The sequence below is a fragment of the Aestuariivivens marinum genome, from assembly GCF_022662175.1.
Classification (GTDB): Bacteria; Bacteroidota; Bacteroidia; order Flavobacteriales; family Flavobacteriaceae; genus Aestuariivivens; species Aestuariivivens marinum.
On the sequence record NZ_JAKMCR010000008.1, the window covers coordinates 1 to 14603 of the forward strand.

Annotated in this window: 12 protein-coding genes and 1 rRNA gene; 5 read left to right on the plus strand and 8 right to left on the minus strand. The window is 34.3% G+C overall.

Features of this window, described 5'->3' with window-relative positions:
- Window positions 1-90, plus strand: a 5S ribosomal RNA gene (rrf, locus tag MR053_RS13420); the annotation flags it as partial.
- A gap of 52 nt (window positions 91-142) precedes the next feature.
- On the opposite strand, the gene MR053_RS13425 is transcribed toward rrf, so the two are convergent.
- Window positions 143-1078, minus strand: coding sequence for a hypothetical protein (locus MR053_RS13425; protein WP_242132925.1), 936 nt, complete (start codon window positions 1076-1078; stop codon window positions 143-145).
- Between the two features lie 275 nt (window positions 1079-1353).
- Between MR053_RS13425 and MR053_RS13430 the strand changes: the two genes are divergently transcribed.
- Window positions 1354-3033, plus strand: a complete 1680-nt coding sequence (locus MR053_RS13430; protein WP_242132926.1) for a 3-keto-disaccharide hydrolase — start codon at window positions 1354-1356, stop codon at window positions 3031-3033.
- A gap of 296 nt (window positions 3034-3329) precedes the next feature.
- Window positions 3330-3830, plus strand: coding sequence for a hypothetical protein (locus tag MR053_RS13435; protein ID WP_242132927.1), 501 nt, complete (start codon window positions 3330-3332; stop codon window positions 3828-3830).
- Here MR053_RS13435 and MR053_RS13440 read toward each other — a convergent pair.
- From MR053_RS13440 to rplS, 6 genes are all read right to left on the minus strand, one after another.
- A complete protein-coding gene (locus MR053_RS13440; protein ID WP_242132928.1) occupies window positions 3823-4065 on the minus strand; it encodes a DUF6095 family protein in 243 nt (80 codons plus the stop codon). The genes MR053_RS13435 and MR053_RS13440 overlap by 8 nt on opposite strands.
- Window positions 4040-4870 carry an N-acetylmuramic acid 6-phosphate etherase gene (murQ, locus tag MR053_RS13445; protein WP_242132929.1) on the minus strand — a complete coding sequence of 277 codons (831 nt, stop codon included), beginning with the start codon at window positions 4868-4870 and terminating at the stop codon, window positions 4040-4042. The genes MR053_RS13440 and murQ overlap by 26 nt, the downstream gene beginning before the upstream one ends.
- Before the next feature lie 155 nt (window positions 4871-5025).
- Window positions 5026-5841, minus strand: coding sequence for a DUF4249 domain-containing protein (locus tag MR053_RS13450; RefSeq protein WP_242132930.1), 816 nt, complete (start codon window positions 5839-5841; stop codon window positions 5026-5028).
- A gap of 3 nt (window positions 5842-5844) precedes the next feature.
- Complete coding sequence (locus tag MR053_RS13455; RefSeq protein ID WP_242132931.1) at window positions 5845-8220, minus strand: TonB-dependent receptor; 2376 nt, start codon at window positions 8218-8220, stop codon at window positions 5845-5847.
- A 69-nt stretch (window positions 8221-8289) separates the two neighbouring features.
- Window positions 8290-10500: an NADP-dependent isocitrate dehydrogenase gene (locus MR053_RS13460; protein ID WP_242132932.1), complete on the minus strand. Its 2211-nt coding sequence runs from the start codon at window positions 10498-10500 to the stop codon at window positions 8290-8292.
- Window positions 10501-11345: 845 nt separating this feature from the next.
- Window positions 11346-11696 (minus strand): 50S ribosomal protein L19, encoded by a 351-nt coding sequence (rplS, locus tag MR053_RS13465; RefSeq protein ID WP_223547960.1) that lies wholly within the window; start codon window positions 11694-11696, stop codon window positions 11346-11348.
- A 193-nt stretch (window positions 11697-11889) separates the two neighbouring features.
- On the opposite strand from rplS, the gene MR053_RS13470 reads away from it, so the two are divergent.
- Entirely contained in the window at window positions 11890-12264 is a 375-nt protein-coding gene (locus tag MR053_RS13470; RefSeq protein ID WP_242132933.1) for a VOC family protein, read from the plus strand.
- A gap of 29 nt (window positions 12265-12293) precedes the next feature.
- Window positions 12294-12947: a TrmH family RNA methyltransferase gene (locus tag MR053_RS13475; protein WP_242132934.1), complete on the plus strand. Its 654-nt coding sequence runs from the start codon at window positions 12294-12296 to the stop codon at window positions 12945-12947.
- A gap of 81 nt (window positions 12948-13028) precedes the next feature.
- Here the strand turns inward: MR053_RS13475 and MR053_RS13480 are convergent, their stop codons facing one another.
- Window positions 13029-14516: a cytochrome C gene (locus tag MR053_RS13480; RefSeq protein WP_242132935.1), complete on the minus strand. Its 1488-nt coding sequence runs from the start codon at window positions 14514-14516 to the stop codon at window positions 13029-13031.
- Between the last annotated feature and the right edge of the window lie 87 nt (window positions 14517-14603).

The following is a 14603-nucleotide window of genomic DNA, read 5'->3' on the forward strand; positions in this document are numbered from 1 at the left end:
GGGGCTCACCTCTTACCATTCCGAACAGAGAAGTTAAGCCCGTTAGCGCCGATGGTACTGCATCTGTGGGAGAGTAGGTCGTTGCCTTTTTTGGAAACCCTTCACTATTTTTAGTGAAGGGTTTTTTGTTTAAGTTTCTATTTTATTCTATAATACTAAAAGTTTTAAACATCCCTTTAGATTTACTATTAGGGACTTCTGCAATAAAAGCATAGTTGCCGGGCTCTAAGTTTACCTCAAAATATTGAATGTTACCTGTAAGGCCATTATTTACGCCACCTAAAAAGGTAACACCTTCAGGAGCTGGGGAAATTAAACCTTTTGGGTTCATCCAATTCATCCAGGCTTCAAGTTCATCTAGGTTTGCATTATCACTTAACTTTACAAGATTCACATCATGACCAACAAAGTTTTCATGAACAATCTGATCCTTAAAAAACACTGATATAATATGGTTTCCTTTAGTGATTTCTTTGTTATATACAATTCCTTCTGTACTTGAAATAGTAATATTAATATCAGCTTCTGGAGGTTGATTGCCACTATCTTCTTCTAGAATATAAAGTTCTTTTGCCATTCCCATAGAGGCATGAAACATACCATTTTCCATTTTTACATAGCATTCCATAATATGAAATCCTGGTTCAAGTTTAATGGTTACATTTGCAGTCATTCCAGGGGAAATTAAACCGGTACCCCCAACAAATTTAACGTCTTGAAACCATTCTGGTAATGCGCCAAAAGCGTTCATTGCAGCATCCATATCTCCTTTCATAATGTACATCATACCGTCATCAAAAGGTTTCATAACCTGAGATTTGATTGTATCTATAGTCTTGTCATCTGGATAATCATCAAACATTAAAAAATGGGGTTCGTTTGATTTGTTAATATATTTAAACGTATTCCATCCAGATTTAATGGTATCTACGCATACAAAATCCATTACATTGGTCACCACTTCAATACTGTTGTCGATTTTTTCTGTTGCTACAGAATGGTTTGTCTTCTCTTTTTTATCAGTTTTGCAGCTTATTATTAAAACAAAGGTTAGTGTTAATAGAATTTTTGTTTTCATTTATTTAAATTTTATTGGTTTTATATTTCATGAGAAATTAGCAAATAATCATTTCGGCTGATATCAACTTTTTGTTAAGACTCATTATAAATCAAATGTTTACATAAATATAATAAATAATTGTAAGTTATATTTTTTAGTGTACAATAAAGTGTGTTTTGATAAAGCAAGATTTATAAACTAATGTTTGGTCAGTTTTTTCTATTTTCGAGAAATTAATAAAACTTGCGTTACCACAGCTCTTAAAAACTATTGGAAATATTAATTAAGTATAAATGAAACAAATTTTAATAATTATAAATACAGTTGTTTTAATTTCAACTCAAAGTATTTTAGGACAGAGCAATAAAAAAGGAGGTGTTGCATTTGCTGAAGCATTGACTAAGGTATCCACTTCCAATGTTCCAGATGATCAAAAATTACTTTTAGTTAGAAAGCTTATGCCTTATGCTACTACTGTAAACCAAAAGAAACAGATTATTGAGGCAGCAGGAAAAATAAAGACCTTTTTGGCACTGGTATTTGTTTCAGAGTTTTTAGAAGACAAAGACTTATCCACTGCAGCATCTAATGCAGCAATAAACATCGCATTACCAACCCACGGAAAGAAAAATGGTTTAAGCGGTGTATTGGTTAAGGCTATTGTGTCTAGGAGCATTAATAATTTTACTGAAGTATATAGTGGATATAAGAAAGCTGATGTAAAAGAATTTTTAAAAAATATGCCAAAAGATGAAGGTTTTGTTTCCATTTTTAATGGAAAGGATTTAACGGGTTGGGAAGGATTGGTTAAAAACCCTATTGAAAGAAAAAAAATGTCTCAAGAAGAATTGGCACAGGCACAGGCAGAAGCTAATGAACAAATGCAAAAAGATTGGTTTGTTAAAGATGGTATAATTGGTTTTAAGGGAGAAGGCTATAACAACATATGTACCATTAAGGATTATGGTGATTTTGAAATGCTTGTGGATTGGAAAATCACAAATGGAGGTGATAGCGGTATTTACCTTAGAGGGACACCGCAGGTACAGATTTGGGATATTGCAAGAACCAATGTGGGTGCGAAGGTTGGTAGTGGTGGCTTGTACAACAATCAAAAACATGAAAGTAAACCTCTTGTGGTAGCAGATAACCCTGTTGATGAATGGAATACCTTTCGTATAAAAATGGTTGGAGAACGTGTTACGGTTCATTTAAACGGTATTTTGGTTACCGATAATGTGCCCTTAGAAAATTATTGGGACCGTAGCAAAAAAATATTTCCAAAAGAGGCAATTGAACTACAGGCGCATGGTGAAGATCTTGGATTTAGAAATGTGTATGTAAGGGAAATTATATCTGGAGGTAGTTTATTAACAAAATCAGAAAGAGAAGAAGGTTTTAAATCATTATTTAATGGTAAAGATTTAGATTATTGGGTTGGAAACAAAGACGTTTATGTTGTTGAGAATAATGAAATTGCTGTTAAACCAAAGCAGGGAGGTTACGGTAACTTGTTTACGGCTAATGAATATTCCGATTTTATTTTTCGCTTTGAGTTTAAATTAACACCAGGAGCCAATAATGGATTGGGAATTCATGCACCTCTTGAAGGTGATGCTGCATATGTAGGTAAAGAATTGCAGATATTGGACAATACGGCTCCAATTTATGCAAACTTAAAGCCGTATCAATATCATGGTTCAGTATATGGAATTATAGGAGCAAAGCGTGGGTTTTTAAATCCCGTTGGGGAGTGGAACTATCAAGAAGTTATAGTAAAAGGCGATGCTATTAAAATTACGCTTAATGGTGTTGTAATTGTTGAAGGAAACATTAATGAAGCAACAAAAAATGGTACTGCAGATGGTAAAGACCATCCTGGACTAAAGCGAGACAAAGGACATATTGGATTTTTGGGGCATGGCTCTGAACTTTGGTTTCGAAATATTAGAATTAAAGATTTAGCACCCTAAAATAAAAAATTTGTAGCCTGTTTAGATTTTAATTATTGGTTCGAGTTTGAGAGTAATAAATGATTTGCGCGCTTATTTCCTAAATATTTATGCTTTATAAGGCATTGAAGACTGTTTGCATGTGCAACTTTATTAAAAGTTATAGTATTTTAGGAATTAATTCTTGTCTAGGGACTTATATGGTTTGTACTTTATTATAGTGTTAAAGACTTGTCAAGATTTTAATGTAAGTTTGTTTCTTTTTTTAGACTAAAACCATAAATTTTTTGTTAAATAAAATTAGTATTTTAGTCTTTATGAACATTATTATCCAATCAACACTAAAAACACTTCAAAAATCAAAATATTTATTATTGAATTTGGATGATGCCACTTTAGACAACAAATCTATTTCGCCTTATTACTCCAGTATTGGAGGGCATGTTCGCCATATCTTGGATTTCTATGACTGTATTTTGAATAGTAATGAAGGTCATAAAGTTGATTTAACAGCTAGAAAGAGAAGTAAAAATGTTGAAACTTGTTGTCAGCATGCTATGGGTTACTTGGAGCATATTATTGTTAAACTTGAAAACTTTGATAGAAATATTGAAGATCAAGTTACAGTTAATGACGATTTAGGAGTTGGGGTAATTGAAATGCCTTATACCTATGCTGCTTTGTTTGCCCAAGCCAATAGCCATACCATACACCATTACGCCATTATTAGTTATATTTTGGATCGTCTAAATATTGTTATAAATGATACTGATTTTGGGTATAACCCAACAACTCCAAAAGCACCTAATCTTAATTAGAACTTTTTTTAAACATACTATCTAAAATTGTATTAATTCCCTTATAGGCTAGGTATAATGCCAAGCAGCAAAGTACAATGGCTATTATTAGAATAACCATATCAATAGGAGGTTTTATTTTTGTTTGTGAAATGTAAATGAGTGAAGGGCCAGAAAACATGCATGCTAAAGCGCCCCCCATTAGTTTAAGTCCTTTTAAAAGAATATTTTTATCCGTTCTTTTGATATTTGTCATTATAATGTTGAATTGCTAATCGAACACTTCCAAATTTATTTAAAAGCTTTTGTGCTTCACCTAAAGGAATGTTAAGCTCTTTCATTACCATTTTGGTTCCTCTACCCACAAGTTTGTCATTGCTTAATTGCATGTCTACCATTTTATTGCCCTTTATATGGCCTAGTTGTATCATTGTAGTAGTAGTAATCATGTTGAGGACTAGTTTTTGTGCGGTACCAGCTTTCATCCTAGAACTTCCGGTAACAAATTCGGGGCCAACAATAACTTCAATGGGATATTGAGCTGTATTTGATAAGGGACTGTTGTGATTACAAGTTATACAGCCAGTAATAATATTATTTTCGTTACATTTTTTTAGTGCCCCAATAACATAAGGTGTGGTTCCTGAGGCGGCAATTCCAACAACAACATCTTTACTTGAAATATTATAGGCTTTAAGGTCTTTCCAACCTTGGGTGGTTGAATCTTCAGCAAATTCAACAGAGTTTCTAATGGCTGTATCACCACCAGCAATCAATCCAATAACCAAGTTGCGAGATACACCATAAGTTGGTGGACATTCTGAAGCATCCAAAATACCCAAACGACCACTGGTTCCAGCACCCGTATAGAATAAACGACCACCATTACTTAATTGTTTTACAATTTTTTGTATTAACAGTTCAATTTGTGGGAGTGCTTTTTCAACTGCAATAGGAACAGTTTTGTCTTCGTTATTTATATTTTGAAGCAACTCTTTTACACTCATTTTTTCAAGATGATTGTAGTTGGAATCCTGTTCAGTTGTTTTTATAAAATCCATACTCCACAAAAGTACATGAATTTTTTCATTTAAAAATTCTCCAAAACTAAATGAAAATATATATTAACTTTCTAGTAAATGAGTAAAGTCAAACCAAGTGTGAATTTTCCATAAAATATTTAGGATAACTATTTTATCAATGATTATCTGTAAAATTATTTTATGTCATAAGTGAAAGTATCTACCTGTGAAGCCCTAAAGTAGCCCAAAGGATAATTTTTAGGATTAGTTTCGTTTATACAATTACCCCTTACTGTTGCTGGTTGTACTTCAAAGGGATCACCAGATTCTTCATCAGATTGTTGCAGAAGTATGCTCAAATACTCAAAAAACTGTTTTGAAATTCCATAGTTTCTTATTTCAAGTATATCTCCAGTTTCTAAATCTTCTTCTGAGTGGAAAGCAAATATTTGATTGCCGTCTGTGAACTCATCATCATAAACTTCCAGACTTACTATGTTTGTTGAAGTGTTTATAAATTCAAAAAGATAATAATTATTGATTCCTTTGGGGTCCGTGTAATAAGCTTCAATTTCTGTTTCATTACCACTAAAGCCTCCATCGTTTTTTTGTTCTACATATTCAATTGAACTAACCGGCATGAGTTGTTCTGTAGCGGTAAAAGTTTCTTTATTGTAGATAATGGTTAAGTGGTATATGCCGTTAATTTCTGGAACAAAGGAGTCATTTTTGTAAACACCTGTTAGCCCTTCTTCAATGAAATTGTAAGTATTGTTAAATGCATCGGATACTACTACGGTTGCTCCAGTAGCTGGGGGTACATCATCGTTAAAAAAAGGTGCGGTCAATGTCAATTTTACAAATTGTAAGTTTCCCGTGGTTCCATTAACCCAGTTTATGTTTGCATCTATAACCAATCTTGGGTCGGTGGTTTTTAAATCTACATCTATAACATCTTCACAAGACGAAAAACTAATAACCAATATCATTATATAGATTAATTTTTCCATGAGCTAAAACTTAAAATTGTAGGATATAGAAGGGACGACCCCAAATATTGATAAGCGGTTAGCTTCATTTTTGCCATTATCCTGATTTCTTCTAAAAGCGATTGACGCAGCATTTCTTCTATTATACAAATTATAGATTCCAAATGTCCAATAACTTTTCCAACCATTAGTTTTATCTGGTTTTGGGGTATATCTTGCTGAAATATCAATACGGTGGTATGAAGGTAATCTATCAGTATTTCTGTCATTATAGTTTGGAATGGTTATACCATTAAATTCATATTGACCATTAGGAAAGGTAGTTGGTTGCCCTGTTTGAAATATAAAGTTGGAGTTTAGTTTCCATTTTCCATTCAATTCATAACTGCCTGTAACAGATAAATCGTGTGTTTTGTCAAAAGGTGTTTTATACCAATGTCCATTGTTAATTCCAGATTCTTGTGATGTTCTACCTTTGGTTTGCTGTTCTGATTTTGATAGGGTATAGGCTAGCCAACCTTTAAGGCGGCCTTCGTTTTTTCTTAAAAGGAGTTCAAGGCCATAAGCTCTTGCCCTGCCATTTAAAATCACCTGTTCTATAGCGTTATTGGCTACTAAATCGGCACCATCAATGTAATTGATCCTGTTTTTAACGGTTTTAAAAAAACTTTCGATTTCCAATGTATAGTTGCTTTCTTTGAAATTTGTAAAAAATCCTACTGCAAATTGATCCAACAATTGGGGTTTGACATATTTTCCACTAGGTGTCCAGACATCCAATGGGGTGGGTGAGTTTGTATTGGACAGTAGGTGTAAGTATTGACTCATCCTATTGTAGCTTGCTTTAATGGAATTTTTAGCATTGATCTGGTATGCTAATGAAGCACGGGGTTCTATATTTAAAAACTTAGCAATTACATCACTGCGTTTAAAAATTTCTACGTCTATTGGATCTGCTTTTTCATAGATTTGAAAGTTATCGTTAAATAGGACTGGTTGGTCGTTTTCATAAACGTTTAATTCGTTTTGTCCCATTCGATGAAAAGTACTTAAGCGTAATCCGTATGAAAGGGAAAATTCATCAGACACTTGATGATTGGTATCTAAATAAATAGCATTTTCTAAAGCATATTTATCGGTAAGCTTAAACGGGTTTATCCCAGAGGATTCTGTAGTTGGTTTTATATCTCCTGGATTAAACTTATAATAAATGCTATTTAAACCATATTGAAGTTTAAATTTATTATTTAGGTAATGCTTAAAGTCGTATTTCAAATTGAAGTTTTTAATACCCGAAACCCAGTCGAATTCTACAAAGTTTAGCTTTAAATCGTAATCATAGTTGGAGTAAATCAAAGATAAATTGGAAAATACTTTATCTGAAAACAAGTGGTTCCATCTAAAGTTAAAAACAGCATTGCCGTATGAGTTTTCGAATGAATCTTGGATTCTAAAAACATCACGACCAAAATAACCAGATAAGTAAATATTGTTTCTGTTGTTTATTTTGTAGCTCAATTTTGTGTTTAAATCGTAGAAATAAGCAACATTATCTAAGTCAAAAAGCGGTAAAAATAAGTGGGCGTAACTGGATCGGCCTCCAAAAAGAAACGATCCTTTTTCTTTTTTAAGAGGTCCTTCTGCCAAGAGTCTACTAGATACTAAACCAAGGCCTCCGTTCATATGAAAGGCTTTGCTGTTACCTTCCTTTTGATAAATATCTAAGACCGAAGATACCCGTCCTCCATATCGCGCTGGAATACCTCCTTTATACAAGCGAAGGTCCTTAATCGCATCTGGATTAAATACTGAAAAAAACCCGAATAAATGTGACGAATTATAAATAGTAGCTTCATCCAGAAGTATTAAATTTTGATCAGTTGCACCACCCCTTACATTGAATCCGGATGAGCCTTCGCCGGTATTTGTAACACCGGGTAGCAAGGTAATGGCCTTAATGATATCGGCTTCCCCCAAAACTACCGGAATATCCTTTATGGTATTGGCAGATAGCCTATTGATACTCATTTGGGGCGTTTTAATATTTAGCCTTTCAATATCTTCTGTAATAATGATTTCATCTAAGTTTTCGAGGGACTCCGTTAAACTGAAATTTTTTACAATATTTTCAGATAATGTTAGTGTTTCAGAAATTGTTTTGAATCCTAGATAGCTAATAACTATGTTGTAAGTGCCTTTTGGCAATGTAATGGAATAAAAACCATATTCGTTTGTCGTGGTTCCAGATTGTATTTCTGGAAAAATAACATTTACACCTATTAAGGTTTCGTTACTATTCTTTTCTGAAATGGTTCCACTTATGGTAAATTTCTCTTGAGCATTTAACAACAAATTATTTAAAATGAATAGCGAAATAAACCACAAAAGGATTTTATGCATGAATTTTTTTGATAAAAATATAAAAAAAGCCCCATTACAGGGGCTTTTAAACTTAACTTTATATTTTATTTAACCAATAATACTGTTTAGTGTTTTGCTCGGTCGCATCACTTGATTGGCCAAAGCATCGTTAGGTTCATAGTAACCACCAATACTAACTGGGTTTCCTTGAATTTTATTTAGCTCGTTTACAATTACTGATTCGTTATCAGTTAATTGTTTGGCAATAGGAGTAAACTCCTCTTTTAAAACTTGGTCTTTGTTTTGGTTCGCCAGTTCCTGTGCCCAGTACATAGCTAAATAAAAATGGCTGCCTCGGTTATCCAATTCGCCAGCTTTTCTGGAAGGCCCTTTTTTGTTTTCCAAAAGTTTTTCGGTGGCCTCATCCAAGGTTTCTGATAAAACTTTGGCTTTTGCATTGTTGTTAACATCACTAAAATGTTCCAAAGATACAGCTAGTGCCAAAAACTCACCTAATGAATCCCAACGTAAATGGTTTTCATCTAAAAGTTGTTGAACATGCTTAGGAGCAGATCCACCAGCACCAGTTTCAAATAAACCACCGCCATTCATTAACGGTACAATGGAAAGCATTTTTGCACTAGTTCCTACCTCTAAAATCGGAAATAAGTCGGTTAGGTAGTCACGCAAAACATTACCCGTAACCGATATGGTGTCCTGTCCAGCCTTCAATCTTTCACACGTGAAAGTAGTCGCTTCAACAGGAGCAAGAATTCTTAAGTCCAATCCCGTTGTATCGTAGTCTTTTAAGTAGGTATTTACCTTTTTAATCAATTCAGCATCGTGAGCCCTGTTTTGGTTTAACCAAAAAACAGCAGGTGTTTGTGATGCCTTGGCACGGGTTACCGCTAATTTAACCCAATCTTGTATTGGTGCATCCTTAGTTTGGCACATTCTCCAAATATCACCAGTTTCAACAGTGTGTTCCATCAATATGGTCCCTTCTGAATCAATAACTCGTACTGTTCCATTAGTAGGAATTTCAAAAGTTTTATCATGGGAACCATATTCTTCTGCTTTTTGGGCCATAAGCCCAACATTGGGAACAGTTCCCATAGTAGTTGGATCGAACGCACCATGGTTTTTGCAAAAATCTATAGTAGCTGCATAAACACCAGCGTAACTACTGTCTGGAATAACTGCTTTTGTGTCCTGCAATTCACCTTTGGCATTCCACATTTGACCAGAAGTACGTATCATGGCTGGCATAGAAGCATCTATAATGACGTCACTAGGGACGTGTAAATTGGTAATGCCTTTATCACTATTTACCATAGCAATTGATGGTCCATCTTTATAGGTGGATTCAATATCAGATTCAATGTCCTTGCGTATATCTTCAGGTAGTTCCTGTATACGTTCCAAAAGATTTCCAAGACCTGAGTTTACATTTACTCCAAGTTCATCTATTACTTTTCCATGCTTCTCAAAGACATCTTTAAAGTATGCTCTTACAGCGTGCCCGAAAATAATTGGGTCACTAACCTTCATCATTGTACCCTTCATGTGCAATGAAAAAAGAATGTCTTTAGATTTTGCATCAGCAACCTGTTGGTCTAAGAAGCTTACCAATGCCTTTTTGTTCATTACAGTAGCGTCTATTATTTCGCCTTTAAGTAATGGAAAACTATCTTTTAAAGTAGTTATATTTTCTTTACTGTCAATGTGTTGTATCTTTATGGATGTAGCCCCTGATATAGTAATCGATTTTTCATTGTGAGCAAAATCACCGCTGGTCATGGTTGCTACATGTGTTTTCGAATCACTAGACCAAGCACCCATAGTATGCGGATTCTTTTTTGCATAATTTTTTACAGCTTTAGGCGCACGTCTGTCACTGTTTCCCTCTCTTAATACAGGATTTACAGCACTGCCTTTAACCTTATCATAGCGTGATTTAATTTCTTTTTCCAAAGCATTGCTAGGTGAGTCTGGATAATTGGGAACAGCAAATCCCTTTTGTTGTAGCTCTTTTATAGCACCTTTCAATTGTGGGATTGAGGCACTAATATTAGGTAATTTTATAATATTGGCTTCTGGTTTTGTAGCTAATTCACCTAAAAAGGCCAAATCATCCGAGACACGTTGGTCTTTTCCCAAATAATCTGGGAAAACAGATAATATTCTGGCAGCTAGAGAAATGTCCCTTGTTTCTATGGTTATACCGGTTGATTTAACAAAAGCTTTAACTATGGGTAAAAAAGATCGTGTAGCTAACGCAGGAGCTTCATCGGTTTTTGTGTAGATAATTTTTGACATTCGTTGCCTTTTTTAATTTTAATATACTGTAGTTTAGGTGTTTATAACTAGCGCCTTTTTTGGCGTTGCGAATATACAAAAAAATGATAGTTATTATAGTCGATTCCAGAACCAAAACCCAATAAAGTAAGCTAATTAAAAGGTAATTAAAAAAAAGTATGGACAACTAAGCAATCGTTAAAAAACATGAAATAAATTCATAAAAATACAAAAGCCATATCATGGTAGAATTTACTACTTTGACATGGCTTTCTTTGAAATAACTTTCATTGACCTGTTTGGTATTACTACCAAAATCGATTCAAATTTTCATCAAATCTTTTCAATTCAAGTGCTGTTATTTCAATGAAGCATTTGTGTAATTTTCAAAATGTATTGACCTATTACTCGAAATGCTCCCGGTTAATTGTTTTTCTTGATGCTTGTTTAACTATACATTCGCTTTCACGTTTGAATAGCCCCCAAGCATTGTCCTTAAAACAGTACTACTGTTTTTTTGGACTTTCAACTACACGAGTTGCCATTTGCTTTCGCACTTGGGACTTTTTGTAGTATCATGGCGCTCTGCTAACACACGCATACACATGGCGCATCCAACCTCAAAAAACAATTAAATTTAAAGAACGTTACTTTAAATAAGAATCTCAGCAAATTCATTTTTTAAATGAAACCAAACGAGTTTGTCATTGATTCTTATGCTAAGATAAATTAAGAATTTAAATTCGCAAATTTTTTATCTTGCTAAATATCAACTGCTTATCAACCAAGGTTATTAACAATGGTTAATAAAAAAAGAGCCTTGATTTTTCAAGACTCTTTTATAATGTGCTGTAGCTAGTAAAATATTAGTGTCTACGCTCTTTAATTCTTGCTTTTTTACCAGTAAGTCCTCTAAAGTAGAAAATACGAGCTCTACGGACTTTACCACGTTTGTTAACTTCAATTTTTTGTAAAGCAGGCAAATTAATTGGAAAAATACGTTCTACTCCAATTGAACCAGACATTTTCCTAATGGTAAAAGTTTCTGATGCACCAGAACCTCTTCTTTGGATAACAGTTCCTCTAAAAAACTGTGTACGAGTTTTGTTTCCCTCTTTAATTTCGTAATAAACGGTAATTGTGTCACCAGCACCGAACTCTGGTAGGTCTTTTTTTGTTACAAATTCGTCTTGAACAAATTTTACTAAAGATTCCATATCTTTATTTTTAAATGTTTGATTCGAAACAACATTCACGATTTTCGCCAGAGGTTGATTCGAAATTGGGTGCAAAAATAGTTATTAATTGCCAATATGCAATACTTTGTGGTTGTTTTTTTGTTGAAAAAATAAATTACGATTGCCTTAGTTTTTGTAAATTTAAAAACACATCAATTAAATACGTAATATTATGAATAATAATATGGTAGGTTGGTTTGAGATACCTGTTAATAATATGGACCGTGCCAAACAATTTTATGAAACTGTTTTTAATGTTGAAATTAATATCCATGATTTTGGAGGGCTATTAATGGGATGGTTTCCAGACAGGGGTGAGGCCCATGGTGCCCAAGGGACTTTAATTAAGCAAGATTCTTATATACCAAGTAAGAAAGGGGTACTTATCTATTTTTTAAGTGATAATGTGCAAAACGAATTGGATAGAGTGGTTACCGCCGGTGGTGAGATATACCAACCTAAAACACAAATCTCACCAGAGCACGGGTATATGGGTGCTTTTATTGATAGTGAAGGAAACAGGATTGCATTGCATTCAAAAAAATGAAAGATTTTTTACTTTCTTAACTTTGTGGCATGATTGATATTGACCTGCTTTACCATTTAGAATCGTATTTAACCAATTCTCGAAAAACTAAATTCCAAGACGTTTTATCACAACGCACCAAGCATTTTACAGTGGCTATTGAAGATGTTTACCAACTACACAATACAAGTGCAGTGATGCGTAGTTGTGATGTATTTGGAATACAGGAAGTTAACATCATTGAGGAAGTAAATACTAAACGGATTGATCGTGAAATTGCCATGGGAGCCCAAAAATGGGTAGACATTAACCGGTACAATTCAGTAAATGATTGTATTAAGGATTTAAAACAAAAAGGTTATCAAATTGTAGCAACCACACCCCATGCTAATGATTGTGATTTGCATGATTTTGATGTCACCAAAAAATCATGCTTTTTCTTCGGAAGGGAAACCGAAGGCTTATCGGATGCTGTTTTAAATAATGCCGATCGTTTTATAAAGATTCCCATGGTTGGGTTTACCGAAAGCTTAAACATTTCGGTATCGGCGGCCATTATTTTACAGTTTGCTACAAAGAAGCTAAAGCAAAGCCATATCAATTGGCAATTGAGCGAGTCTGAATTATTGGAAAAACGCTTGGACTGGTGTAAAAAAACAATTAAGAGTTATCAAAAAATAGTGGATAGATATTATAATAGATAAGTTCGCTATGTATTTTTTATTTTACATCAAAATAAAGGGGCGTATTAATAATAAACCCCTTTATATAACTAGTACGTGGTTTTACAAACACATCATATATGCCGTTAAGGCTTCTTTTTCTTCTTTATTTAATTTCAATTCCAATATTATATTGAAAAACTCAACAGCATCATCTAAGGTTGGAAGTCTACCATCATGTAAATAAGGAGGGGAATCTTTTATTCCTCTCAACGGGAATGTTTTTACGGGACCTTCAGGCCTTCCCTTATAAAAACGCTCTACTTTTAGGTCATGCAAATAATCATCAACAAAAGCAGGGCCATAATGACAAGTTGCACACTTTGCCTTGCCTTTAAATAACTTTTCTCCTAGTAACTCTTGCTCGGTAGATTTACTTGGTATTAAATTGCTCATGGCATCTAATTTAGGTGCTGGAGGAAAATCGAGCATGGAATTAAAATCACCCATTCTATTAGACAACGCTCTTTGCAACCCTCTTTGCCCAATATGTTGTTGCATGCCCGGATCACCATCAAAATATTCTTCTACTTCAGCAAAATGATCCATACTTCTAATGGAACGTTTGGAGCCTAATTGCATTGCATTAAAATTACCACGCATGGTCGGAGTATCTACACGTAACCGAGCCAAATTGGGTCTGCTGTCTGGCCCTAACTCAATAGCTCCATTGGTATGGCCATTTACATGACATGAAAAACAGGATACTCCCACGCTTGGTTCTAAGGTAACTCTATGTGGAGTGTGGTTAAACCATGTGGTTGGAGTAGGGGTTAGCAACTCATTTAAACCTTCCATTTGTTCAGGGGTAAGAAGACCGTTAAAAATCTCATAGTAATTTGCTAACGTTACTTCTCTTCCTTTAGTTACGTCGCCAAGTTCCTTATGGTTAGATAAGAACATTGGTGGTGGGAACTCTGGTAAATATTCATCTGGAAAATCATGATCCACATCAATCCTGGCATGCTCAGGATGTACTTTGTTCCAGCTATCTGGAAAAAGCATATGTGCAGTAGTCTGTAATGGATGCGCTAGAGGTTTATAAGGAAACAGGTCCTTATTTTTAATTTCATCTGGAGAATATTTAGACAAAGCCTCATAAGAAGAAATTCCTTTTGGCAATCTTGTAATGGGCCCTTTCATTATGGGTTTCCTTCCTCCAGACATCACTTTACCTTCATGGGTTTTACCATTGAAGTCATAACGTGAATTCATGTACTTTTTAACATCGGCCATTAATTCTGGCTTTTGTTTTTTGTGGAATGCAACCCACTCTTCCCAACTCATTGGCAATTCTGGAGTTGTAAAGGAACTTTTGCCTTTACCTCCATATCGCCATAGGTCAAAAGGCGTGCGTTCTCCTTTTTTTAAATCAGGGTAAGGGATTAAGGAGTCAATGTGCCCTGATCCTAATTCATAATCGGGCTCTTCGTAATCTTCAATTACTGCACCTGGAGATTGCAATAAATGTAATTTGTTATTAATAATTTGAAAGCTTAAAAGTATTAAGCTTCCAAAAGCTATTAATAGCGCAATTCGAATCTTTTTCATTTTTGTCTAGTTAGTTTTGATTGGTGCTAAGTGATGATAATTAATGCCAATTTTTTGGATTAATATTCACAAATTTAATCGTTTGTC